The sequence below is a fragment of the Burkholderia sp. Ac-20353 genome (assembly GCF_017104785.1).
Lineage (GTDB): Bacteria > Pseudomonadota > Gammaproteobacteria > Burkholderiales > Burkholderiaceae > Burkholderia.
The window spans coordinates 59,201-82,247 of the sequence record NZ_JAAGPL010000011.1; the positions used below are offsets into that span (position 1 = coordinate 59,201).

Annotated in this window: 23 protein-coding genes; 12 read left to right on the plus strand and 11 right to left on the minus strand. The window is 62.6% G+C overall.

The window, feature by feature from the left end; translation table 11 throughout:
• Position 1 precedes the first annotated feature (1 nt).
• Entirely contained in the window at positions 2 to 940 is a 939-nt protein-coding gene (locus G3N94_RS05300) for a MaoC family dehydratase N-terminal domain-containing protein (RefSeq protein ID WP_241021606.1), read from the minus strand.
• A gap of 33 nt (positions 941 to 973) precedes the next feature.
• Positions 974 to 1,915 (minus strand): LysR substrate-binding domain-containing protein, encoded by a 942-nt coding sequence (locus tag G3N94_RS05305; protein WP_205791049.1) that lies wholly within the window; start codon positions 1,913 to 1,915, stop codon positions 974 to 976.
• Between the two features lie 286 nt (positions 1,916 to 2,201).
• On the opposite strand from G3N94_RS05305, the gene pruA reads away from it, so the two are divergent.
• From pruA to G3N94_RS05320, 3 genes are all read left to right on the plus strand, one after another.
• Positions 2,202 to 3,752, plus strand: coding sequence for an L-glutamate gamma-semialdehyde dehydrogenase (gene pruA, locus G3N94_RS05310; protein WP_205791050.1), 1,551 nt, complete (start codon positions 2,202 to 2,204; stop codon positions 3,750 to 3,752).
• A 68-nt stretch (positions 3,753 to 3,820) separates the two neighbouring features.
• Positions 3,821 to 5,026, plus strand: coding sequence for a pyridoxal phosphate-dependent aminotransferase (locus G3N94_RS05315; protein ID WP_205791051.1), 1,206 nt, complete (start codon positions 3,821 to 3,823; stop codon positions 5,024 to 5,026).
• A 47-nt stretch (positions 5,027 to 5,073) separates the two neighbouring features.
• Positions 5,074 to 6,237: an FAD-dependent oxidoreductase gene (locus tag G3N94_RS05320; protein ID WP_205791052.1), complete on the plus strand. Its 1,164-nt coding sequence runs from the start codon at positions 5,074 to 5,076 to the stop codon at positions 6,235 to 6,237.
• An 87-nt stretch (positions 6,238 to 6,324) separates the two neighbouring features.
• Here G3N94_RS05320 and G3N94_RS05325 read toward each other — a convergent pair whose 3' ends face one another.
• The 3 genes from G3N94_RS05325 to G3N94_RS05335 form a co-directional block, all read right to left on the minus strand.
• A complete protein-coding gene (locus G3N94_RS05325) occupies positions 6,325 to 7,089 on the minus strand; it encodes a helix-turn-helix domain-containing protein (protein WP_205791053.1) in 765 nt (254 codons plus the stop codon).
• 129 nt (positions 7,090 to 7,218) lie between these two features.
• Positions 7,219 to 7,824, minus strand: coding sequence for a thiamine pyrophosphate-dependent enzyme (locus tag G3N94_RS05330; protein WP_205791054.1), 606 nt, complete (start codon positions 7,822 to 7,824; stop codon positions 7,219 to 7,221).
• Between the two features lie 8 nt (positions 7,825 to 7,832).
• Positions 7,833 to 8,348, minus strand: a complete 516-nt coding sequence (locus G3N94_RS05335; protein ID WP_124617616.1) for a thiamine pyrophosphate-binding protein — start codon at positions 8,346 to 8,348, stop codon at positions 7,833 to 7,835.
• Positions 8,349 to 8,649: 301 nt separating this feature from the next.
• On the opposite strand from G3N94_RS05335, the gene G3N94_RS05340 reads away from it, so the two are divergent.
• The 4 genes from G3N94_RS05340 to G3N94_RS05355 all read left to right on the plus strand — a co-directional run bounded on the left by G3N94_RS05340 (position 8,650) and on the right by G3N94_RS05355 (position 12,021).
• Positions 8,650 to 9,399, plus strand: coding sequence for an electron transfer flavoprotein subunit beta/FixA family protein (locus tag G3N94_RS05340; RefSeq protein ID WP_205791055.1), 750 nt, complete (start codon positions 8,650 to 8,652; stop codon positions 9,397 to 9,399).
• A gap of 16 nt (positions 9,400 to 9,415) precedes the next feature.
• Complete coding sequence (locus tag G3N94_RS05345) at positions 9,416 to 10,351, plus strand: electron transfer flavoprotein subunit alpha/FixB family protein (RefSeq protein ID WP_205791056.1); 936 nt, start codon at positions 9,416 to 9,418, stop codon at positions 10,349 to 10,351.
• Between the two features lie 21 nt (positions 10,352 to 10,372).
• Positions 10,373 to 10,765 carry a hypothetical protein gene (locus G3N94_RS42210; RefSeq protein WP_241021607.1) on the plus strand — a complete coding sequence of 131 codons (393 nt, stop codon included), beginning with the start codon at positions 10,373 to 10,375 and terminating at the stop codon, positions 10,763 to 10,765.
• A 638-nt stretch (positions 10,766 to 11,403) separates the two neighbouring features.
• A complete protein-coding gene (locus G3N94_RS05355; protein WP_205791057.1) occupies positions 11,404 to 12,021 on the plus strand; it encodes an HAD-IA family hydrolase in 618 nt (205 codons plus the stop codon).
• An 18-nt stretch (positions 12,022 to 12,039) separates the two neighbouring features.
• On the opposite strand, the gene G3N94_RS05360 is transcribed toward G3N94_RS05355, so the two are convergent.
• From G3N94_RS05360 to G3N94_RS05385, 6 genes are all read right to left on the minus strand, one after another.
• Complete coding sequence (locus G3N94_RS05360; protein WP_205791058.1) at positions 12,040 to 12,381, minus strand: cytochrome C oxidase subunit IV family protein; 342 nt, start codon at positions 12,379 to 12,381, stop codon at positions 12,040 to 12,042.
• Between the two features lie 8 nt (positions 12,382 to 12,389).
• Complete coding sequence (locus G3N94_RS05365) at positions 12,390 to 13,145, minus strand: heme-copper oxidase subunit III family protein (protein WP_205791059.1); 756 nt, start codon at positions 13,143 to 13,145, stop codon at positions 12,390 to 12,392.
• Positions 13,142 to 13,753 carry a cytochrome c oxidase subunit 3 gene (locus G3N94_RS05370; protein ID WP_205791060.1) on the minus strand — a complete coding sequence of 204 codons (612 nt, stop codon included), beginning with the start codon at positions 13,751 to 13,753 and terminating at the stop codon, positions 13,142 to 13,144. Before G3N94_RS05370 ends, G3N94_RS05365 begins: the two co-directional genes overlap by 4 nt.
• Positions 13,750 to 15,504, minus strand: a complete 1,755-nt coding sequence (ctaD, locus tag G3N94_RS05375) for a cytochrome c oxidase subunit I (protein ID WP_205791061.1) — start codon at positions 15,502 to 15,504, stop codon at positions 13,750 to 13,752. Before ctaD ends, G3N94_RS05370 begins: the two co-directional genes overlap by 4 nt.
• A gap of 39 nt (positions 15,505 to 15,543) precedes the next feature.
• Positions 15,544 to 16,692, minus strand: coding sequence for a c-type cytochrome (locus G3N94_RS05380; protein WP_205791062.1), 1,149 nt, complete (start codon positions 16,690 to 16,692; stop codon positions 15,544 to 15,546).
• Positions 16,693 to 16,870: 178 nt separating this feature from the next.
• The gene (locus tag G3N94_RS05385; protein WP_205791063.1) at positions 16,871 to 17,383 is read right to left on the minus strand and encodes a hypothetical protein; all 513 of its coding nucleotides are present in this window, start codon (positions 17,381 to 17,383) and stop codon (positions 16,871 to 16,873) included.
• 453 nt (positions 17,384 to 17,836) lie between these two features.
• Between G3N94_RS05385 and G3N94_RS05390 the strand changes: the two genes are divergently transcribed.
• From G3N94_RS05390 to G3N94_RS05410, 5 genes are all read left to right on the plus strand, one after another.
• Positions 17,837 to 18,967 carry a trypsin-like peptidase domain-containing protein gene (locus G3N94_RS05390; protein ID WP_205791064.1) on the plus strand — a complete coding sequence of 377 codons (1,131 nt, stop codon included), beginning with the start codon at positions 17,837 to 17,839 and terminating at the stop codon, positions 18,965 to 18,967.
• Between the two features lie 69 nt (positions 18,968 to 19,036).
• Positions 19,037 to 20,164, plus strand: a complete 1,128-nt coding sequence (locus G3N94_RS05395) for a phosphoribosyltransferase domain-containing protein (protein ID WP_205791065.1) — start codon at positions 19,037 to 19,039, stop codon at positions 20,162 to 20,164.
• Positions 20,154 to 20,912: a trehalose phosphatase gene (locus G3N94_RS05400; protein WP_205791066.1), complete on the plus strand. Its 759-nt coding sequence runs from the start codon at positions 20,154 to 20,156 to the stop codon at positions 20,910 to 20,912. The genes G3N94_RS05395 and G3N94_RS05400 overlap by 11 nt, the downstream gene beginning before the upstream one ends.
• Positions 20,905 to 22,002: a cysteine protease StiP domain-containing protein gene (locus G3N94_RS05405; protein ID WP_205791067.1), complete on the plus strand. Its 1,098-nt coding sequence runs from the start codon at positions 20,905 to 20,907 to the stop codon at positions 22,000 to 22,002. Before G3N94_RS05400 ends, G3N94_RS05405 begins: the two co-directional genes overlap by 8 nt.
• Entirely contained in the window at positions 21,999 to 23,045 is a 1,047-nt protein-coding gene (locus G3N94_RS05410; RefSeq protein WP_241021608.1) for an HpcH/HpaI aldolase/citrate lyase family protein, read from the plus strand. Before G3N94_RS05405 ends, G3N94_RS05410 begins: the two co-directional genes overlap by 4 nt.
• Positions 23,046 to 23,047 lie beyond the last annotated feature (2 nt).

Here is a 23,047-nt window from a genome sequence, read left to right on the forward strand (position 1 = left end):
CTTAGTTTCCTGTGGCGGGATGGGCTTCGGTCAGCGTCACGCGCCCATCGACGCATAACCGACCACGGGCGCTCTCAGCCCAGATGCGGATCTCGGGCGATGTCGGGTCGTGGGTTGCGCACACGTAGAACGGTTCGTTGTCGAAGAGCGGGCCGATAGCCTTGAATGAAAATCCGGCGATCTGTGCGCGCGGCAGGTTGCGGCGTACGAGATCGACGAGCAGCGTGGCGGTCAGCGGACCGTGGACAACCAGCGCGGGATACCCTTCCTGCTCGGTAGCGTACGGACGGTCGTAGTGGATCCGGTGGCCGTTGTAGGTCACGGCCGAATAGCGGAACAGCAGCACGGGATCGGGCACGATCAGGCGCCGCCAGGTGCCGTCGCTTGGCGCGTCGATTCCGCTATCCGGGGAGCTCGGTACCCGAGGTGCGTCGCGGTAGACGATGTCCTGGTCTTCAGACAGCAACGTGCCGTCGAGATCTTCGAGCTGATGGCGAACACGAACGAACACCAGCTGTCCGCTGCGACCATCTTTCACGCCGACATCGACGATCTGCGAGGTTCGAGTGACGTCGTGGCCGATTCGAACCGGACGTTCGAATTGCACCCGGCTGCCGGCCCACATGCGGCGCGGCAACGGTACGGGTGGCAGGAACCCGCCGCGTGTAGGGTGGCCGTCGACGCCGACGTGCGACTGACGAGCAATGGCGGGAAAGAGCGCCCAGTGCCAGAGCGGCGGAAGCGCATCGCCCGGTTCGAGCGTCGCTTCGTGGTCGAGCAACGCGGCGAGCTGTGCGACGAGTCGAGGTGAGACGGTTTCGCGTTCGGATTGCGTCCGCCCGATCCAGTTGCGAAGGTTGTCGAATTCTGCGGACATGTCGTCGGTTTTCCAAAAATGCGTCGTTGCTGCAAGAGTGACGCACCGGACTGCCGGCGACAATTTGTGCTTCGGAAACGGGGCTTTAAGTGGTGTTTAAGGTGCTGCAGTGACCTGAGCCGCATCGTGAAGATGGTCGTCGTCCTGGGCTTTGCCGGTGAGCTGATCGACCAGTTCACGTGTGAACGACGGCAACAGATCGAGACTGCGTATGCAGATCAGTAGGTTGCGGGTTGCCCAGTCATCCTCGATCGATACGAGCTTGACGTTCATGAGCCGCGCATACCGTGCCGCCGACGAGAATGGCAGCACACCGATCCCTACGTTCGCTTCGACCATTCGGCACAGTGCTTCGAAGTTGCCCACTTCGATCCGCACTTGAAGTGTCTTGTGGAGATCGTTGACGACTCGATTAAGGAAAGTGTGGATCGCGCTCGCTTCAGGGAGCCCGATGAAGTCGAACCCTGTGGTCTCTGCGAAGGGGATCGATTGGCGGTCGGCCAGCGGATGCGACGGATGGACGGCGAGGATCAGCTTGTCCCTGCGATAGGGCAGCGTCATTAGCGATTCGGTCCTGACTTCTCCCGCCACGATGCCGACGTCCGCCCACCCTTCGCTGATCGCGCGGACGATATCGTGGCTCAGTCTTTCCTTCAGGCCGATGTTGACGTCCGGGTGGGTTGCAAGAAAGTCTCGCAGGTCGTTAGGGAGGAACTCCGTTGTCGCGGTGGTATTGGCGAACAATCGGATGTGACCCTTGATGCCGCGCGCGTACTCCTGCATGTCGCCGCGCAAGTTTTCGAGTTGTGACAGCACGAGCCGCGCGTGATGCAGGAACGCCTGCCCGGGAGGGGTAAGCGTCACACCTTGACTCGTCCGGAACAGTAGCTTGGAGCCCATGCTCTCTTCGAGATTCTTGATGCGTGTGCTTGCGGCGGGTACCGACATGCACGAGCGCTCAGCGCCGCGTGTCAGGCTGTTCGTTTCCGCGATGGCGCTCATCAGGCGGAGATCGACCAGATCGAAATGCATTCCCATGATTTGCCTCTTAGCTTTGGCGTGCCGATGAGCGAATCATAGCAACATGAAAAAATCCGCAAAAGTAAGGATTCCATCTACGGGCTTATATTTCCGAGTTAACCATATAAATAGGTGTGTATAGAGGTCTAATGGTGCGGTTTCAGTGATGTAACTATGCAAAATTCCGCAAAATAATCTCGACTCAAATCAAGACGGCTCGTTTTCGTCGATCGACAATCCGCTCAACGTCGGGGGAGCGTAACGAATCCTCCGTCGATCCGACTACCCTCTACAGGAGATAGCGATGTTGATTGCACCGTACGCGAACGAGCCGTTCGACCTCTTTGACACCGACGCCGCCGTCGCCGAAATGCGCGGTGCGCTCGACAAGGTACGTACCCGCTTTGGCGAGACGTATCCTCTGATCATCAATGGCGAACGCGTCATGACGGACGACAAGCTCGTCTCGACGAACCCGTCGAATCCGGCGGAAATCGTCGGTTACTCGGCGAAGGCAACGCAGCAGCACGCCGATGCGGCACTCGATGCGGCATGGAAGGCGTTCGAATCGTGGAAACGCTGGACGCAGGAAGATCGCTCGCGTGTGATGCTGAAGGCTGCAGCGATCATGCGTCGCCGCAAGCGCGAGCTCGAAGCGTGGCTCGTCTACGAGATCGGCAAGAACTATGTCGAGGCAAGCGCTGAAGTCGCAGAGATGATCGACTTCACCGAGTACTATGCACGACAGGCGCTGACCCACGTCGGTGGACTGGGTTCGCTGATCCACTATCCGGGCGAGGAGAACGAGAGCTTCTACATTCCGCTCGGCGCTGGCGTGACGATTTCGCCGTGGAACTTCCCGATGGCCCTGATGACGGGCATGACCGTGGGTGCGATCGTGGTCGGCAACACGGTCGTGTGCAAGCCGGCGGAGGACACAGTCGTGTCGCTGTCGAAGGTCTTCGACATCTTCGAAGAAGCCGGTTTGCCGCCGGGCGTCGTCAACTATCTGCCTGGCACTGGCCGCGACGTGGGCTCGTATCTCGTCGCACATCCGCGTACCCGGTTCGTCAACTTTACGGGCTCTCTCGCGACCGGTGCGGCAATCAACGAGTCCGCCGCGAAGCTCGCACCTGGCCAGAAGTGGTTCAAGCGCGTATTCCTCGAACTCGGGGGCAAGGACGGCATCCTGGTCGACGAGACCGCCAACCTGGACGATGCCGCAACCGGTGTCATTCAGGCCGCGTTCGGCTATTCGGGCCAGAAATGCTCGGCTTGCTCGCGCCTGATCGTGGTGGATTCCGTTTACGACGCGCTGATCGAGCGCGTGATCGAGCGTACGAAGAAGCTGGTCGTCGATGAGGCTAAAAACAACCCGAACCTCGGGCCTGTGTGCAACGAAATGCAGTACAAGAAGGTCCAGTCGTACATCGACGTCGGCCGCGGCGAGGGCAAGCTGCTGACGGGTGGCAAGGTTGCCGACGCACCGGGCTACCTGATCGAGCCGACGATCTTCGGCGACGTGTCGCCGACTGCGCGCATCGCGCAGGAAGAAGTGTTCGGTCCGTTCGTGGCGGCGATCCGCGTGAAGGACTTCTCCGAAGGCCTGCAGGTCGCGAACAACACGGTTTACGGTCTGACCGGCGCGTTGTTCTCGAACGACCGCGAGCGCATCGAAATCGCTCGCCGCGAGTTCCACGTCGGCAACCTGTACTTCAACCGCAAATGCACCGGCGCGCTCGTCGGGATCCAGCCGTTCGGTGGTTTCAATCTCACCGGTACCGATACGAAGACCGGTGGCCCGGACTACCTGCTTCAGTTCATGCAGATCAAGGCTGTCGCCGAGCGTCTGTAAGTTTGATGTCCCGGTCCGGCGTACGTCCATGCGCCGGGCCGGTTTTTTTTCCGGACCTGAAAACTTAAATGAACATCATTGCGGACAGAATCGGGCAGATCGCGCCCGCGGAGACGATGGCGATGGCCGCGCGTGCAGCGGAACTGCGCCGGGCTGGGCGGAACGTGATATCGCTGTCGCAGGGCGAGCCGGATTTTGCTACCCCAGAGAACATCCAGGAGGCGGCCATTCGGGCAATGCGCAGCGGCAAGACGCGCTATACCGAGGCGGCGGGCATCCCGGAGTTGCGCGAGGCAATTGCGGCGAAGCTCGCGAACGACAATGGCCTGATCTACCCGGTCGCGGGTATCAGCGTGTCGTCGGGGGCGAAGCAGGCGATCTTCGCGGCGTTCTTTGCGTCGCTGAACGTCGGTGACGAAGTGATTGTGCCGACACCCTGCTGGGTGTCCTACCCCGAGATCGTGAAGATGTCGGGCGGTACGCCGGTCTGTGTCCCGTGCCCGGAAACCGCAGGCTTCAAGCTCACGGCGGCACAACTCGAGGCCGCCATTACGCCACGCACCAAGTGGTTGATGCTGAATTCGCCATCCAATCCGACAGGTGCCGTGTATTCGCACGACGAACTGATGTCGCTCGCCGACGTGCTGCGTCGGCACCCGCATGTCTGGGTACTGTCGGACGACATCTACGAGAAGCTGATTTACATCGACGTCCCGTTCAGCAACATCCTGAACGTCGCCCCCGACCTGTACGAACGCACGCTTCTCATCAATGGTGTGTCGAAGGTGTATGCGATGACCGGGTGGCGTATCGGCTACGCAGCAGGGCCTGCGCAGCTCATCAAGGCGATGAATCTCGTGCAGGGGCAGATCGTCACGAGCGCTACGTCCATCGCGCAATACGCATCGGTTGAAGCGCTCACCGGTAGTCAGGTGTTTGTCGAGACGTCGCTACGCGCGTTCAATCAGCGACGCAAGCAGGTCGTTGACGCGTTGCGTCGCATTCCCGGGCTGCAATGCCGCGAGCCGGAAGGGGCGTTCTACGCGTTCGTCGGCTGCCAGGAATTGATCGGGCGGCATACGTTGTCCGGTGCGCGCATCGGCAGCGACCAGGATTTCGTCCGCTACCTGCTGGACGATGCCAATGTTGCAGTCGTCTCCGGGACAGGGTTCCTGCTTTCTCCTTATTTCAGGCTTTCATATGCCGCATCCGTCGAGCAACTGGAAGAAGCGCTCCAGCGTATCGAGGCGGCATGCGCGAAGTTGCTGGCCTGAATTCGATCTGACGCATCGAACCACGACGCATCACCAAGAGGCATGTCATGAGCGAAAGAATCGTCATTACCGGTGGCGGCGGTATCGGGTGTTCCATCGCCTACTTTCTGACCCAGCAGGGTCGCACCGATCGTGAGATCTGGGTGATCGAACGCGATCCGACATACCGGATCGCATCGTCGGCGCTGTCGGCCAGCTCGATCCGTCAACAGTTCTCCACACCGTCCTGCATCCAGCTGTCGCGATTCGGTTACGAGTTCATGCGTTCGATTGAACGCGACAAGGAGCGATTCGGCGCGGGCGTCGATCTGACCGACTGCGGCTATCTGTTCGTTGGTACGTCCGACCAGGCGCCCGTGCTGCGCAAGCGAACTGCGCTGGCCCGGTCGATGGGCGTCGCCATCGCCGAGCGATCGCCGGAGGAGCTGATTGCGCGCTATCCGTGGTTGAACGTCAGCGATCTCGCATATGCAGCAGAGGGTTTGTCCGGAGAAGGCTGGTTCGACGGATACAGTCTGATGCAGTGGTATCGCAATCGGGCACGTGAAGCTGGCGTCCAGTTCGTAACAGGTGACGCGGCGGCATACCGGACGGCCGGCAATCGCATCACGCATGTCGAATTGACCGATGGCCGTCTGATTGCCGGGGATCAATTCGTGAATGCGGGTGGTGCGTGGTCGTCGAAGCTCGCGAGCACGGTCGGGGTCGATCTACCGATTCGACCGCGCCGGCGTTGCGCATTTGTCGTGTCCTGTCCCACTGCAATACCGGACCTTCCGATTTTGATCGACACCTCGGGTATCTATCTGAGGCGCGAGCAAAATCACTTCCTGTGCATCGTGTCGCCGTCTGCCGAGCATGATCTCGACGACTTGCCGCTCGACGTCAACTTCGCGGAGTTCGACGACATTATTTGGCCGACCCTCGCGGAACGGATCCCGGCTTTCGAAGCACTACGTGTCGAACACGCGTGGGCTGGCTACTACGAATACAACGTGCTCGATCACAACGGCCTCATCGGTCGAAGCGGCCCGGAGAATTCGTTCGTCGCCGCGGGATTCAGTGGTCACGGAATGATGCATAGCCCTGGCGTGGGCCGTGGCATGGCCGAACTTCTGTCGTTCGGTGAGTACCAGACGATCGATCTGACTGCGCTGTCGGCCGATCGAATCGATACGGGAAATCTGGTAGTCGAGGAGGCTGTTTACTGAGCGTGGCGAGGTCACGCTGGAGGCGGACGCGCCGGTCACCGTTATGGTGTCCGGCGCGTTCTCTTTGGGGGGGCGATGTTGTTGCCGTCAGGCCGGGTGAAGGCCACGTCCGCGGGCATCGCGATACTGCCGCGGGGTCAGATGCGTGGCTAGCTTGAACTGGCGTGTAAACGCGCTATGGTCCGCGTAACCGCAGCTGGCTGCAATTTCGGTAATGCTGTGATCGGTGGTTTCGAGCAGCTTGCATGCGTGATCGATTCGCATCTTCATCAGTAGCTGCTTCGGTGTCAGGTGGAATACTTCGCGTGTCAGGCGCTCGAGCGTGTCGACCGAGATCGATGCATGATCGGCCGCCTCCGTGATGAGGATGTTCTGACTCAGGTGCTGTTCCAGATAGGCAAGAAAGTCGAAAAGCCGCCGGTATCCGTGATGGCGCTCATCGGGGCGCGGCAGGTCGCGGGAGACACCGATCATGCCGATGCCGCTTTCATTCTCGTCGATGATTGGAAACTTCGAACTGAGACACCAGTATTTGTGACCGATGCCGGTCGAGTACAGACGAAGTCGGTCAACGATCGGCGACTTGTTTTCGATGACGGACAAGTCCTGTGCGACGGTGCTTGCGCCGGTCACGGGAAAGAGTTGGTCTGCTGTCTTGCCGATGACGTCGTCGCGTGCAAGGCCGCTTCGATCGATCAGCGTCTGGTTGACGGACAGATAGCGCGCATTGGCGTCCTTGACGTAATAGAGAACGTCGGGGAGGCAATCGAAGACTCGCTCCAGCAGCTCCGGATGGCGATCCAACTGTCTGATCAGCGCGACGAGCATGTCTTTGTCGGTTTGGGACGGCATGCGGACTCTGGGCAAAAAGGGAACCGGATGCCGATTGTACCGGGACGATAGGCGACGTCCAGGAATGGAAAAAAGGGTTCCGCAGTGGGCGGAACCCTTCGTGCACGGCGATCTGCCGGCGTAAGAGCCTTATTGGCTTGCGTGTGCGGCGGACCCGAGCAGCGCTTCGCGGAAGCGGCTGCGCAGATAAGGGCCGTCGCGCGGCGGCAGGCACACCGGAGCCGGGTCGGTGCTGACCTTGACGGTTGCGAGTACCGGACCGTCACCGTTCAGGATGGCGTCGACGAAATCGTCGAGTTGCGCTTCCGTCGTGATCGTGCGTGCGTTTTCGATGCAGGCTGCCCGTGCGACAGCCGTGACGTCGACGCCTCGTCCGGCATGTGCGGGCTGCATGCCGGTTTCGGCATAGTGACCGTTGTCGATCACGACGATCGACAGATTGGACGGGCGATCGACGCCGACGGTCGCCAGTGAGCCGAGGCCCATCATCATTTCGCCGTCGCCCACGAACACCACGACACGCTTGGACGGTTGTGCGCGTGCGATGCCGAGCCCGAACGTCACGGCGCCGCCCATCGCACCCCAGAGATAGAAGTTTTGCGGCGTGTCGCCGGCGGCGGCAACGTCGAAGGTCGGGTTGCCGAGGCTCGTGACGGCCAGTACGCGATCCGCGCGATCGCGAAGGATGCGCTGAACGGCCGTCCGGCGGTTCAGGGGAGTGGTCTGTTGCGTCATGTCGATGCTCACTTTTTGAAGTTCTTCGTGCCGATCACGCGCTGGCCGATCAGTACGGCCACCATACGCGACGTATTGAATGCGAAATTCAGCGCTGCCTGGACGGTCGGGGCTACTTCGTCGGCATCGTCCGCGCGGTACACATAGACGCCGGCGGATTCCAGGGCTTCCTGGGTCGATTTGCCCATCGCGACTTGCCACGGGTTGAACTCGCCCCACTCGCCACGCATCGTGACGAGCATCAGAATCGGCATTCGGCACTCGTGCTGCAGCGACAGCATGTTGATGCAGTTGCCGACGCCGCTCGATTGCAGCAGCAGCACGCCACGTTGTCCGCCGACCCAGGCGCCACCCATCATGGCAACGCCTTCTTCTTCGGTGGTCAGGGATACGGCGTGAATGTCGGAATCGCCTTCGCAAAGCTCGATGAGGCGCTTGTGGCCGGCGTCGGGCACGTACGCGACCTGGCGTACGTCGGAGGATTTGAAATGCTCGAAGATGGTATCGGGCCAGTTAGCTGACATGATGGGCTGGACGGTTGACGTCGAGAGTAGATAAAGGGATATCGCGTGACCGGCATGCGCCGATATGCACTGCGTTTGCGGATGAGACAAGCGTGCCGTAGCAATACCCCAAACTCAATTTGCGATTGCGTAATGGGCGTTTAACCTCCAGTTAACGTGGGGTAACTCCCCGTCTGGCAAGCTTCGGATGTACGTTGGATCGACGAATTCGAAGGGTTTGAAGGCCCTGTTTCAGAATCTTGAATTCCAGCAGGATCGTTCGATATGCACACTGCTGACTAGAATCTTTCGAGGACATGTGATGAAAATTCTGGTGCCAGTGAAAAGAGTGGTCGATTACAACGTGAAGGTCCGCGTGAAGTCGGACAACACGGGCGTCGACATCGCAAACGTGAAGATGTCGATGAACCCGTTCGACGAAATCGCGGTGGAAGAAGCGGTGCGCCTGAAGGAAGCGGGCGTGGCGACCGAAGTGATCGCGGTGTCGGTCGGCGTCGCGCAAGCGCAGGAAACGCTGCGTACGGCGCTGGCGATCGGCGCGGATCGCGCGATCCTCGTCGAGTCGAACGACGGCGTCGAGCCGCTCGCCGTCGCGAAGATCCTGAAGGCGCTGGTCGACAAGGAGCAGCCGCAGCTGGTGATCCTCGGCAAGCAGGCGATCGACGACGATTCGAACCAGACGGGGCAGATGCTGGCTGCGCTGGCCGGTCTGCCGCAAGCGACGTTCGCGTCGAAGGTGACGATCGCCGACGGCAAGGCCACGGTCGCGCGTGAAATCGACGGCGGCGCGGAAACGCTGTCGCTGACGCTGCCGGCGGTCGTGACGACCGACCTGCGCCTGAACGAGCCGCGCTACGTCACGTTGCCGAACATCATGAAGGCGAAGAAGAAGCCGCTCGAGACCGTGAAGCCGGAAGACCTCGGCGTGGACGTCGCACCGCGTCTGAAGACGCTGAAGGTGGTCGAACCGCCGAAGCGCGCAGCCGGCGTGAAGGTGCCGGATGTGAAGACGCTGGTCGAGAAGCTGAAGACCGAAGCCAAGGTACTGTAAGAGGGAGCGCAGAGAAATGACGATTCTGGTGATTGCGGAACACGACAACGCGTCGATCAAGGCGGCGACGCTGAACACCGTGGCAGCGGCAGCGAAGATCGGTGGCGACATTCACGTGCTGGTCGCGGGCCACAATGCACAAGCGGCAGCGGACGCAGCAGCGAAGATCGCAGGTGTGTCGAAGGTACTCCTGGCCGACGCGCCGCAACTCGAAGCGGGCCTCGCGGAAAACGTCGAAGCGACCGCGCTGAACATCGCGAAGGACTATTCGCACATCCTCGCGCCGGCAACGGCCTACGGCAAGAACATCGCGCCGCGCATCGCCGCGAAGCTGGACGTCGCGCAGATTTCGGACATCACGGCGGTCGATTCGGCCGACACGTTCGAGCGCCCGATCTACGCAGGCAACGCGATCGCGACGGTGCAGTCGAGCGACGCGATCAAGGTGATCACGGTGCGTGCGACGGGCTTCGACCCGGTGGCGGCTGAAGGCGGCAGCGCAGCGGTCGAGAAGATCGAAGCAGCGGCCGACGCAGGCAAGTCGCAGTTCGTCAGCCGTGAAGTGACGAAGCTGGACCGTCCGGAACTGACGTCGGCAAGCATCATCGTATCGGGCGGCCGCGGTCTGGGCAGCGGCGAGAACTTCGCGTTGGTGCTGGAGCCGCTGGCGGACAAGCTGAGCGCGGCGCTGGGCGCATCGCGCGCGGCAGTCGACGCCGGCTACGTGCCGAACGACTACCAGGTCGGCCAGACCGGCAAGATCGTCGCACCGCAGCTGTACATCGCGGTCGGCATCTCGGGTGCGATCCAGCACCTGGCCGGCATGAAGGATTCGAAGGTGATCGTCGCGATCAACAAGGATCCCGAAGCACCGATCTTCAGCGTGGCCGATTACGGCCTCGTTGGCGATCTGTTCTCGGAGATCCCTGAACTGGTGGCACAACTGGCGTAACGGTTTTTTTGCGAGGCCTTCTTGCTGGTGATGTTCGGATCCGGGGTGACGAATATGGGCGCGATGGAACGAGTTCGCCTCGACGCAGCGGCGGCGGCCAATGCGGAAGATGCGTCAATCTGGCGTTGGTTTTCGGCGCTTCTCGAGGAGCGCCGGATTCGATGGCGCTACATGTTTGACAGGTGGGTCGTGAACGTTGATCGAACCCACGTCGCGACCGAAGAAAATTTCGACGCCGCAATACGTGCGGCGAAGAACGCCGCGGAGCGGCAGGGGCTTGGATCAGCGGAGGCATTTCTTTCGGGAGGGAGATGGCGCGATCCAACAAAAACCGAGCCGCGTCGGCGAAATGCGATGACAGACGATAAAGTTGATCCAGAAAGACGAAATCCTGCTCACCGAGCAAGCTTCTGAGCATGATTCGGGCCCTGATTGTCTTGCAAACGGACACCTTCATTCTCTTCAAATCCGATCTAACTGAACTTAGGTGACCTCGACCTCGACCTCGTCTGAGGGGGACACCGCCCGGGCGATGGTCACACTGCTCAGGACCTACTGCAAGTCTTTGATTTTTTAGAGAATGTCTGACGTGCTCTCTGCAGAGGTCAACTTTTCTGCAAAATTTATAGGGAAAGGCCACCTTTTCTGCAACGGCTGCGCGGAGAAATTCGCAGAAAAGGTGGCTAAATCATTGATTCGCATGGGCCTGCGAGGCCACATATTTTGCGAACCTACATACCTGCTGGTTTGCAAAAATGTGGCTCCGGAGAGCGTTAAGGCACGCCTTCCCTCGTATTGCCTCCGCGCTGCCCACCAACTGCGGCGAGTGGTTCGTGAATCCCTTCTCAAAAAAGGGCTCGAACTGATACATTGACCGCCATGCTTACATTCTCTTGTCCACGGAGTTTTCGTATCTGGCTGGAAAACGCTGGTGCGTCATTTTTGGCAGCACCTGCGCAGAGCGCACGACAAGAGAATTCCGAAACGAGCGCCTGAGCTTTTTGTACGCGTGGTGCGAGAGCAGAGGCAGGTCAATCGCCGGGGGGAATGGGGTGGATGTCAAAGGTGTTCTGTTCGATGCATACGGCACGCTTTGCGAAATTCGCGACAAGCGGCGGCCGTTTGCGAAACTGGTCAATGCGAGCCCGGATCGCCAACGAGCGCGCGATCTCGTGATGACGCGACCGTTCAATCTGCGCGAAGCCGCACGGGAATTCGACGTAGATGGTCTGGATCTCGATGAGCTGGAAGACGATCTGGTTGCCGAATTGGCCAGTATCGAACTCTTCGAGGAAGTTTCCGAAGTGCTCACGCATCTGCGTGCCAGTGGCCTTCGGCTGGGTGTTGTTTCCAACCTGGCTCAGCCTTATGCCGAGCCGCTGCTACGATTATTGCCGTTCGACCTTGACGCCTATGCATGGTCGTTTTCGGTTGGATCCTTGAAGCCGGATTCGGCAATTTTCACGGCGGCATCGCAGATGCTCGATTTGTCGCCCGACCAGATCGTGATGGTTGGCGATACCTTCGACGCAGACTACGAAGGTGCCCGCCAATCCGGCATGCATGCATTGCATCTGGATCGCGACGGTGTGTCTGACCGGCGAGTGCCGACCATCAAGACGCTGCACGGCATGTTGACCGCCTGTGCACGGGAAGATCGTGAGCCATGATCACGTTCCCGAGATGCGTCAGTGAAAGAACAGCTCCCGCATGCCGAACGTGTGATGCGCTTCGGCGGCCATCAGCACCATCAGCACCAGCAGGCACAGCGGCGGAATCAGGATCGCGTAGACCAGCGCCAGCCGCTCCCACAGCATGTGCATGAAAATCGACACGATCAGCCCGGCCTTGGCGATCATCAGCACGACGATCAGCACCCAGCGCAGCAGCCCCTGCACATGGAAGTAATCGACCAGGTACGACATCGTGCTCAGCAGGAACAGCAGGCCCCAGATCTTCAGGTAGAGGCCGATCGGATGCTGCTGGCCGTGCGCGGCGTCGGGTCGATGGGCGGGATCGGTGTGGTCCATGGTCTGACTCACCACAAATAGAACAGCGCAAAGATGAACACCCACACGAGGTCGACGAAGTGCCAGTACAAGCCGGCGATCTCGACGATCTGGAAGTTGCCGTGCTCGGTGAACCCCGGTTGCCGGATCTTGCGTGCGATCAGCAGCAGGTAGATCACGCCGCAGGTCACATGAAAACCGTGGAACCCGGTGATCGTGAAGAAGCACGCGCCAAACTGCGCCGCGCCCAGCGGATTGCCCCACGGGCGGATGCCTTCGTGCACGATCAGCTTGGTCCATTCGAGGGCCTGCATCGACACGAAGGTCGCGCCCAGCAGCGCGGTCGCCAGCAACAGTGCGCCGGCGCGCCTGGCGTTGCGCCGGTAGCCGAAGTTGACGGCCATCGCCATCGTGCCGCTGCTGGTGATCAGGATGAACGTCATGATCGCGATCAGCAGCAAGGGCACATCCAGGCCGCCCACAGTAAGCCCGAACACCTTCGACGTGTCCGGCCACGGCGCCGTGGTCGAGATGCGCACCGTCATGTAGCCGATCAGGAAGCTGCTGAAGACGAAGGTGTCCGACAGCAGGAAGATCCACATCATCGCCTTGCCCCACGGCACCTTGAAGGCTTCGCGGTCGGCCGACCAATCCGTGACGATGCCGCGCCAGCCGTCGGGTCCGGCGTCGGCGGGCGCGATGGAAGCAGATTCGGCGGCGGATTCGGAAGCCGATTCGGCGGCAGACTCGCCAGCGGAGCCGGTGGGGAGCGTGGGCGAGGTCATGGCGCGGCTCCATACAGCGGCCCGCAGATGGCAGCGACGATCTCAGGGGTGATCCACCACATCGCCGCCAGCAGCACGAGCCAGACAGCCAGCAGGAAATGCCAGTAGATCGCGCACAGCACGATCGCGCGCTGCGCGCGGAACGGGTCCGCGCGCTGCAGATGCGCGATCGTCACGGCCCAGGCCACCAGCCCGCCCAGCACGTGCAACCCGTGCAGACCGGTGAGCAGGTAGAGGAAGCTGTTGGACGGATTGACGGTGACGGTCTGCCCGGCCGCCGACAGAATGTGCCACGCGGTCAGTTGGCCGATCACGAACACGGCCGCCAGCACACCGCCGGACACGAGCCACGCGGCGCGATGCAAGGTCATCTGCCGCGCACGCTGCATCGCAATGCTCGCCAGCACCAGCGCGCCGGTGTTCCACCAGAGCAGCACCGGATGCGGGATCGGCTGCCAGTCGGGCTCGCGCATGCGCATTCCATACGCGAGCAGCAGCAGTGAAAACAACGTCGTCGCGACCGCCATGAAGACGATCAGGCCGATGCGGCTCGCATTCGGCAAGACGGGTGGCGCGCCAGGGCCGAACGGGCGTGGCAGGGTGGTCATTCGCGTGCCTCGCCGGATTGTAGCGTCGGGTGGGCCGCTTCAGGCGCCGTCGCGGGTGGCTGGTTTTGCGGGACGAAGTCTTCCTCTTGTCCCGGCGGGCTGTATTCGTACGCCCAGCGGTAGACGACGGGCGGCGCGGCGCCCCAGTTGCCGTGCACGGGCGGCGTTTGCGGCGTCTGCCATTCCAGTGTGGTGGCCCGCCACGGGTTGCCGTCGGCACGCTTGCCGTGCGTGAGGCTCCACGCCAGGTTGAACAGGAACAGCAACTGCGCCACCGCGACGATCAGCGCAACGACGGTGATGAACGTGTTGAGCGTCTGCGCCGAATGCGGAATGAAGCTGTAGCCGTCATACGCGTAATACCGCCGCGGCATGCCCAGGATGCCGAGATAGTGCATCGGGAAGTAGATCGCATAGGTGCCGACGAAGGTAACCCAGAAGTGCGCGCGCCCGAGCGTGTCGTTGAGCATGCGGCCCGTCACCTTCGGATACCAGTGGTAGAGGCCGCCAAACACCACGAGGATCGGCGACACGGCCATCACCATATGGAAGTGCGCGACCACGAAGTACGTGTTCGACAGCGGAATGTCCACGCTCACGTTGCCGAGGTAGAGCCCCGTCAGCCCGCCCAGCACGAAGGTGCTGACGAAGCCGATCGCAAACAGCATCGGCACGGTCAGGTGGATATCGCCGCGCCACAGCGTCAGCACCCAGTTGTAGACCTTGAGGGCGGTCGGGACGGCGATGATCAGCGTGGTGGTGGCAAAGAAGAAGCCGAAGTACGGATTCATGCCGGCGATGAACATGTGGTGCGCCCAGACCACGAAGCTCAACGCGCCGATGATGATGATGGCCCACACCATCATCTTGTAGCCGAAGATGTTCTTGCGCGCGTGCGTGCTGATGAGGTCCGACACGATGCCGAAGGCCGGCAGCGCGACGATGTAGACCTCCGGATGTCCGAAGAACCAGAACAGGTGCTGGAACAGCAGCGGGCTGCCGCCGGCATGCGTGAGCGTCTGCCCCATCGACACGACGGCCGGCACGAAGAAGCTGGTGCCGAGGGTCCTGTCGAGCAGCATCATCACCGCCGACACGAATAGCGCCGGAAACGCCAGCAGCGCCATGATGGTCGCGATGAAGATGCCCCACACCGTGAGCGGCATGCGCATCAGCGTCATGCCGCGCGTGCGCGCCTGCAGCGTGGTGGTCACGTAATTCAGGCCGCCCATCGTCGCCGCGACGATGAAGATCGCCAGCGACACCAGCATCAGCACGATGCCCCATTCGACGCCCGGCGTGCCCGGCAGGATCGCCTGCGGCGGATACAGCGTCCAGCCCGCGCCGGTCGGCCCGCCCGGCACGAAGAAGCTCGCCGTCAGCACCAGCACGGCCAGCAGGTAGACCCAGTAGCTCAGCATGTTGAGAAACGGGAACACCATGTCGCGCGCACCGAGCATCAGCGGGATCAGGTAGTTGCCGAAGCCGCCCAGGAACAGCGCCGTCAGCAGGTAGATCACCATGATCATCCCGTGCATCGTGACGAACTGGTAGTAATGGTTGGCGTCGATGAAACTGAACTTGCCCGGGAAGCCGAGCTGCAGCCGCATCAGGTCCGACAGCACGAGGCCGACCAGGCCGATGGCGATGGCCGTCAGCGAATACTGCACGGCGATGACCTTGTGGTCCTGGCTCCACACATAGCGGGTCCAGAAGCTTTGCGGGGCGTGGTCGGTGTGTGCGTAGGTCATTGCGTCTGCTCGCCAGGGTGGGGCTACTTTGGGGCTACGCTAGGGTTGAGCTGCGGTGCTGGCCGCCGGGCCGCCTAGCGATTCGATGTAGGTCACCAGCGCGGTCAGCTCCTGCTCGCTCAGGTCGAAGGTCGGCATGATCGGCGAGAAGCCCTTCACGACGCGGGCCTTCGGGTCGCGGATGAACGCGCGCAGGTAGGCTTCGTCCACCTTCGCGGTGCTGCCGTCGGCCATCGCTTCGGTCTTGCCGTACAGGCCTTTCCAGGTCGGGCCCACGCGCGGGCTGCCGTCCACGGTATGGCAGGCGACGCAGCCCTTGGCCGCGGCGAGCGTCTTGCCCTGGTCGGCAAGCGCCTGGGCGCTGCCGCCTGCGGCGGCGGATGCGGCCTGCACGCGGGCCTGCTGCCGCTGCGCGAACGTGCTTTGCTGCGCGAGCCAGCGCTTGAACGATGCATCGTCTTCCACCACCACCACGCCGCGCATGTTCGAGTGCCCGATGCCACAGAGCTGCGCGCACAGGATGTCGTAGCGCCCTGCCTTGGTCGGCGTGAACCAGAAGGTGGTCACCATGCCGGGCACCATGTTCATGCGCGCGCGGAACGGCGGTACGTAGAAGTCGTGCAGCACGTCGCGCGACCGTGTCAGCACCTGGATCGGCTGGTTCAGCGGCAGGTGCACCTCGGGCGTCTCGATCAGGTAGTTGTCGCGGCCGTTGGGGTCGCCGGGGTTCAGGCCGAACGGGTTGTCGTTGCTGATGTAGCGCACGTCCGTCGTGCCCAGCTTGCCGCCGGGGCCGGCAAAGCGGAAGCGCCATTGCCATTGCTGGCCGAGCACTTCCATCTGCAGCACGTTGGGCGGCGGCCGTATGTAGTCCGCGTAGACGAACAGGCCCGGCGCCAGCAACGCGGCCACGCCGACCGCGGTCAGGCCGATCAGCCACCATTCCAGGCGCTTGTTGTGCGGCTCGTAAGTTGCGCGATGACCGCTGCGATGCCGGAAGCGCACCAGTGCGACGACGATGAACAGGTTGATCGCTATGAAGAATGCGCCGGTAATGACGAGCGTGATCGTCAGCATGTCGTCCATGCGCACCCAGTTCGAGGCGATCGGCGTGATCCACCACGGACTGGCAAAGTGAAACCCCACCGCCAATACGATGATCAGGATCAGGGCAATGGCAAGCGCCATGGGCCGCCTCGCTGCGTGTCACTCGCTGGAGCCGCTTCGCCGAATGTCGTAAGCGGCCCTAAAGAAAAGGTAGTCCTCTCCCCTGCATCGTGCAAGGCAGCGCAACGGGGAGCGCGCCCCATTTGCGAATCGCGCGAATGGCGGCGTCACGTGCTCCGATGAAAGGCAAAACGGCGCGTCAGTGCATTGCGTCCTGCCTGCGCCGTGCCAGCATGCCGTAGACGATGGCGGTGACCACGCCGAACAGCAGGTTTGCCAGCAAGGGGCCGGAACCCCGCTCCGAGACGAACCATGGGAACACGGCCGTCATCACATGGAAGTTCCACACATACGCGGCGATCCCGAAGGCCACCCCGACGACAGCCTCCATGGCCACACTCGAATCGAAGCGGAAAGGCGCAATGATCGCTCCGAGTATCATCCCCATGATCGCGCCGAGCACGTAGTGCAGTACCAGCGCCGTCGTCACGATGCCAAAGCTGAATTGCGACATCTGTTCGAGCGCACTCGGGCCCATCACCATCGCCGCGATCTTGTGGGTCGGTTGCCACGGGCTTTCATGGAGCACCATGGTCGACCAGAAGAATTCCAGCACGATCACCAACGCACCGCCCGCAAGACCGGCCACCGCAGCGGAGAGCCAGTCGGGCAGGCGCCGTTCCCAATGGTGTGATTGAATGTGCAGTTCCATACGACCTCCTCGCTGACGATTCAACTTCAGCACTCAGGTACCGAAAGCGCCACTCGCCTGGCTTTAGCGCCACTCGCGTCAAAAGTGCGTCCCTTATCCGATTCAGAATGGCAGATACGGGTGCCAACGCAAGGGCGCGAAAACCCTGCGCGTTGCTGCCACGCACCGTCGTTCCGCCACAGAATTTCACATTGGTAATGGCAATGTGAGCGGTTGTCCCCGGCACTGCCCGCTCGGACACATCACGCCGAATTTCTCTCCTTTCGAGTCCCCTTTCGAGTCCGACCTTTTCCTGGCTCAGCGTCAGGGCAGACCGGCGCGCGGTGTAGCGCGATCCGTCAAGACGGGCCAATCGTTTTCTTACAAAATCATTAAGTGTGTTACCGTACATAATGTATTTGTATGGTTTATGAATTTATTCCGTATGGTTCTGATTCGAGGAGCGAAGCAGGGATGATGGTGCTGGCGCCTGGCGCAAACACCGCTCTAGGGGCGCCTCAATGCTCCTGGACGCTGGAATGCGCGAACCCCTCGGCCTTCGGGGAATATGCTGCAGTCGCTTTGCTCCCGGTTGACGACAAGCGTCAGCCCAAGGGGGAGGCGGCGTTGTTCCAGGTCGAACGAGGCTGGATGGCGTGGAGCGGCAGCCAGGCGAGAATCGGCTGCCGACTGAACCTTTCCGCACTTCCAGCCGGCGCCGACCGTGTCTGCGTGGTCGTGTACACCTTCTCGGCCATCGGCCCGGTGAGCGAACTCCGCTCGGTTCGTCTGCAGATCGACGACCAGATCGAGTTCAGCCTGAACCTCTCCGGGAACGGCGAATCAGCGATCATCATCGGCGAGTTCTACTGCCGAAACCAGCAGTGGAAGTTCCGCGCGTTGGCCGAAGGCTCTGCGTACGGACTCTCCGCCCTCGGCCGCAGGATCGGGCTGGCCATCGACGACGCGCATCCCGATCGGCGCCCACGTTCTTCCGATTCAGGCCGCTCTGCCACCGGCACCGGTTTCGCCGTCAGCGCGACGCACATCCTCACCTGTGCGCATGTCATCGAGGACATGCAGGAAATCCACATCGCTTCGTTCGAGGGCCGCCACCGCGCAGAGCCGGTGGTGGTGGATCGCCGGAACGATCTGGCGCTGCTGCGCGTCCAGGGGGCGCCGGCCTTCAGGCAAGTCTCTTTCAGGGACGGCACGGGCTGCGACCTGGGCGAGCAGGTCGTCGCCATGGGTTACCCGCTGGCCGGCCTGGCCGGCGGGGGCGTGCACGTCACGCAGGGTGGCGTCTCCGCGCTGTTCGGCCTGCACAACGACGCGAGCCTGCTGCAGTTCACGGCCCCGATCCAGCCCGGATCGAGTGGCAGCCCTTTGTTCGATACGTCCAGTGCGGTCGTCGGGATGGTCACGTCAACGGTCCCGGATGCCCAGAACATGAATTTCGCGGTGAAGGCCGGCCTCGCACTGGCGTTCCTGGATGCCTGCGGCGTGATCGCGTCCAGAACCCCGTCGGGCAAGACTTTCTCCACAGCGCAGATATCCCGTGAGGCCCAGCAATGTCTATGGCGAATCGACGCGCGGAACCCGTAGATGCACGTCGACTTGAACCCCGTAGAAGCGGCGTCGGGTTTGCCACTCGCGCCAATCCAGGAAGCCGTTATGGAAAGCCCTGTAGCACCCGTATCCCTCCGCGCACAGCTGATGCGGGGGCTGCTCGAAGTCGAAGTCGACGACGCCGTCGTGCCTGCGTCTGCGCTGTTCGGCTTTGCCGAGCGCCGTAACCCGAAGCGGGCGTTCCTGTTCGTGTCCAGGGTGCTGGGCCGGCATATACCGGTGCGCCCGTCCGTCATGTCCGCCAGCTTCGAGCGCCTGGCCGCAGCGATCCCGGCGGACCTGCCCGGCCCCGTGCTCGTGATCGGCATGGCGGAAACCGCGGTCGGGCTCGGTGCCGGTGTGCACCGTGCATTGAGCGCAACCCGGCCCGATACCGTTTATCTGGTCAGCACCCGCCATCCGCTTGGCACCGAACTCTTCGCCCGCTTCGAGGAAGAGCACAGCCACGCCAGCGCCCACCTGATCCACATGCCGGTCGAGCCCGACGTGCGGGAGATGATGCTGCAGGCCAGATCGCTGGTGCTGGTGGACGACGAAGCGTCCACCGGCAAGACCTTCGTCAACCTGCATCGCGCGCTGGTGGACGCTGGCCTGACGAAGCTCGAGCGGGTCGTCACCTGCGTGCTGACCGACTGGTCCGCGGGGGCCGTAGAAAAAGCCATCGGCGCATCGGCCACGTCGGTTTCGTTGATGAAGGGTTCCTACCGGTTCCATGAAGACCCGTCCGCGCCGCTGCCGGACATGCCGGACGTGGGCGCGGTCTCCGTCGGTGAATGGCGGCTCTCCGCCCGGAACGACTGGGGGCGCCTGGGTGTGCGCAACGTGGAAGACACCCTCGCGCCGGACCTTCGGGTCGCGCCCGGCGAGAAGATCATCGTGATCGGCACCAGCGAATTCGTGTGGCGGCCTTTCCTGCTGGCCGAACGCCTGGCGCGCGCCGGCGCGGACGTCCACTTCAGCTCCACCACGCGTTCCCCCATCGCCGTCGGCCATGCGATCGAGCATGCTCTTTCCTTCCCGGACAACTATGGCCTCGGCATCCCGAACTTCCTCTACAACGTGAAGCCCGGCCAGTTCGACCGGGTGCTGATCTGCACCGAAACCCCTGCGCAGGCGCTGCCCGCAGCGCTGGTCGACGCGCTGCGCGCGGAGGTCATCGTCGATGCGCAGTAGTCGTCCGCTGGTGCTCGTCGATCTCGACGACACGCTGTTCCAGACCGCACGCAAGATGCCGGAAGGCACTCCGCGCACCCCGGCAACCGTGGATGTGCACGGCCAGCCCAACGGCTACATGAACCCGGTGCAACAGGCGTTCATCGGCTGGCTGCTGGCATCCGCCGACGTGGTTCCGGTTACCGCGCGCAGCGTCGAGGCTTACCGCCGTGTGAAGCTGCCGTTCGCGCAAGGCGCAATCTGCTCGCACGGGGGCGTGATCCTGCGCGCCGATGGCACGCTCGATCAGGACTGGCACCGCCAGATGGCGGATGCCCTCCGAGCCTTCCAGGATCGTCTGCCGGCGCTGAGCGAAACCACGCTGCAGATCGGCGACGCGCTCGGCTTCTCCCTGCGCGGCTGGGTCGTCGCGGAGGATGGGCTGGGCCACTACGTGGTGACCAAGCACAACGAATCGGACGACGCCGTGCTCTCCACGGTGCTGGCCGAAGTTCAGGCCCGAGGTCTGCTGAAGGGGATGCACGTCCACGCCAACGGCAACAACCTGGCCTTCCTGCCCGACGGGCTGGCCAAGCGCGTGGCCGCCCAGGAGTGGTTGCGCCGCGACCGCGCGCTCAACGGCGAACGCCCGGTGCTGGGCCTGGGCGACAGCATTACCGACCTCGGTTTCATGGATCTCTGCCACATGTGGGCCACGCCGGCCCGCAGTCAGTTGGCGAAGGCAGCGGAGGGCCTGATCCATGCGTGATCCTTTCGCGTCCCTCGTGACCGTCGGCAGCGGCAGCTATGCGCCGGATGACGTGCATGTGCTGCTGCAGCCCACGCACATGGAGGCGACGGACGTTCGCGAGAAGGAGCGCCTGATCCAGACGAACCTTAAGCACTACTCCGAGATGATCAGCATCGAGCATGCGCCGAGCGAGCTGCACAAGCGCCTCTACGCGCGTGCGCTGGTGCAGAACGGCAAGCGCATGGCCACCGACGTGCAGTCGCTGGCGCTGGCGTTGAACGCCGCCTGCACGGGCCCCGGCATCGCGCTCGTCTCGTTCGTTCGCGCTGGTCTGCCGCTGGGTGTGCTGCTGCGCCGTGCGCTGGTCGGGATGGGGCGCGACGCCCACCACTACGGCGTCAGCATCGTCCGCGACCGCGGCATCGACATGGTTGCCCTCGAAGCGGTCATCCGTCTGCACGGCGCGGAGAACATCGTCTTCGTGGATGGCTGGACCGGCAAAGGCGCGATTTCCGGCGAACTCATGCGGACGCTCGGCGCAGACAAACGCTTTCCGGAAGCGCCGCGCCTCGTCGTGCTGGCAGACCCGTGCGGCCGCGCGTGGCTGGCAGCGTCGGCCGACGATTGGGTGATTCCGTCGGGCATTCTGGGCGCCACCGTATCGGGACTGGTATCGCGTTCCATCTGGCCGGCACAAGGCGGCCTGCATGGCTGCGTGGTGTATGACCACCTGCACGAGCACGACGTCACCCGCGACTTCATCGAGCAGATCGAGACCAGGCGCCGTACATTGGGCGAGGTGCCGCCGGCCTCGCCGTGGACTGCCGATCAGCGCGTGAAGCTTCAGGCGGAGGCAGAACGCGTCGTGCATGCGCTCGCCGCGCGCTTCGAGATCGCGAACATGAACCGCGTGAAGCCCGGCATCGCCGAGGCGACGCGCGCCGTCCTTCGCCGTGTGCCCGACCATGTGCTGGTCCGCGCTCGCGGCGACAGCGACGTGCAGTTGCTGATGCACCTCACCGAGCGCGCCGGCGTGACCGTCGAAGAAGCGGGTGCGGCCCTGGGTCCGTACCGCGCAGTGACCCTCATTCGGAGCGTGAACGGATGAAAGCGATTTCGCCGTTTGCGCTCGGGGCGACCCTGTACATGCCGGCCACCCGTGGCGACATTGTGGACATGGTCTTCGGCAGCAAACTCCCCGAGCTCCGCTCGCTCGTGGTGTGCCTGGAAGACGCGGTGGCGGAGATCGACGTCGAGCGCGCGCTGGCGAACCTGCAGGCGCTTCTCATGCAGATCGACGCACGCGGCGGACGTCCCGCAGAAGGCCCGCTCGTGTTCGTCCGGCCCCGCGATGTGGGCATGGCAGCCGTGCTGAACGACTGGCCCCTGATGAAGCATGTAGACGGTTTCGTGGTGCCGAAGCTGACCTTGAAGAATCTGGGTTTCTGGGAGCAAGCGGTCAGTAACCCGAATCTTCTCCTGATGCCGACGCTCGAAACAGCCGACGTCTACAACCCCGGTGCGATGGTGGAACTGGGCCAGGCGCTGAGAGCCAGCCTGAACGAACGCATCATCGCGCTACGGATTGGCGGCAACGACCTGATGGGGTGTCTCGGGCTCCGTCGCAACCCGAACCGCACGCTGTACGACACCCCGATGAGTTACGTCATCCCGATGCTGGCCGGCGTCATGGGCGCTCAAGGGTTTTCGTTGACGGCCCCGGTGTTCGAACAGCTGGCCGCGCCGGAACTCCTGAAAGCCGAGCTGGAACTGGATATCTCCCACGGGCTGGTGGGCAAGACGGCCATTCACCCGCACCAGATCAGTCTCATCCAGGACGCGCTGCGCGTGAGCCTCGAGGATCTCAACGCCGCCAGGCTGATCGTCGATCGGCGTGCACAGGCCGTGTTCAGGCACAACGACGCGATGTGCGAACCCGCCACCCATCACAAGTGGGCGACCCACATCCTCGAGCGTGCCAAATGGCTTGGGGTCAAGCCAGCCGAGGCCGGCAGCGGCGAGCCCGGCATCCGCTTAGCGGAGGCCAACCGACGAGCATCGAGATTCGATGGAAACCCCTGCCGCAGCGCAGGACGCCCATTGGCGACCTTTCCCTCCCAACCGAACGCCGAAGATCAACAAGGAGCGTAATC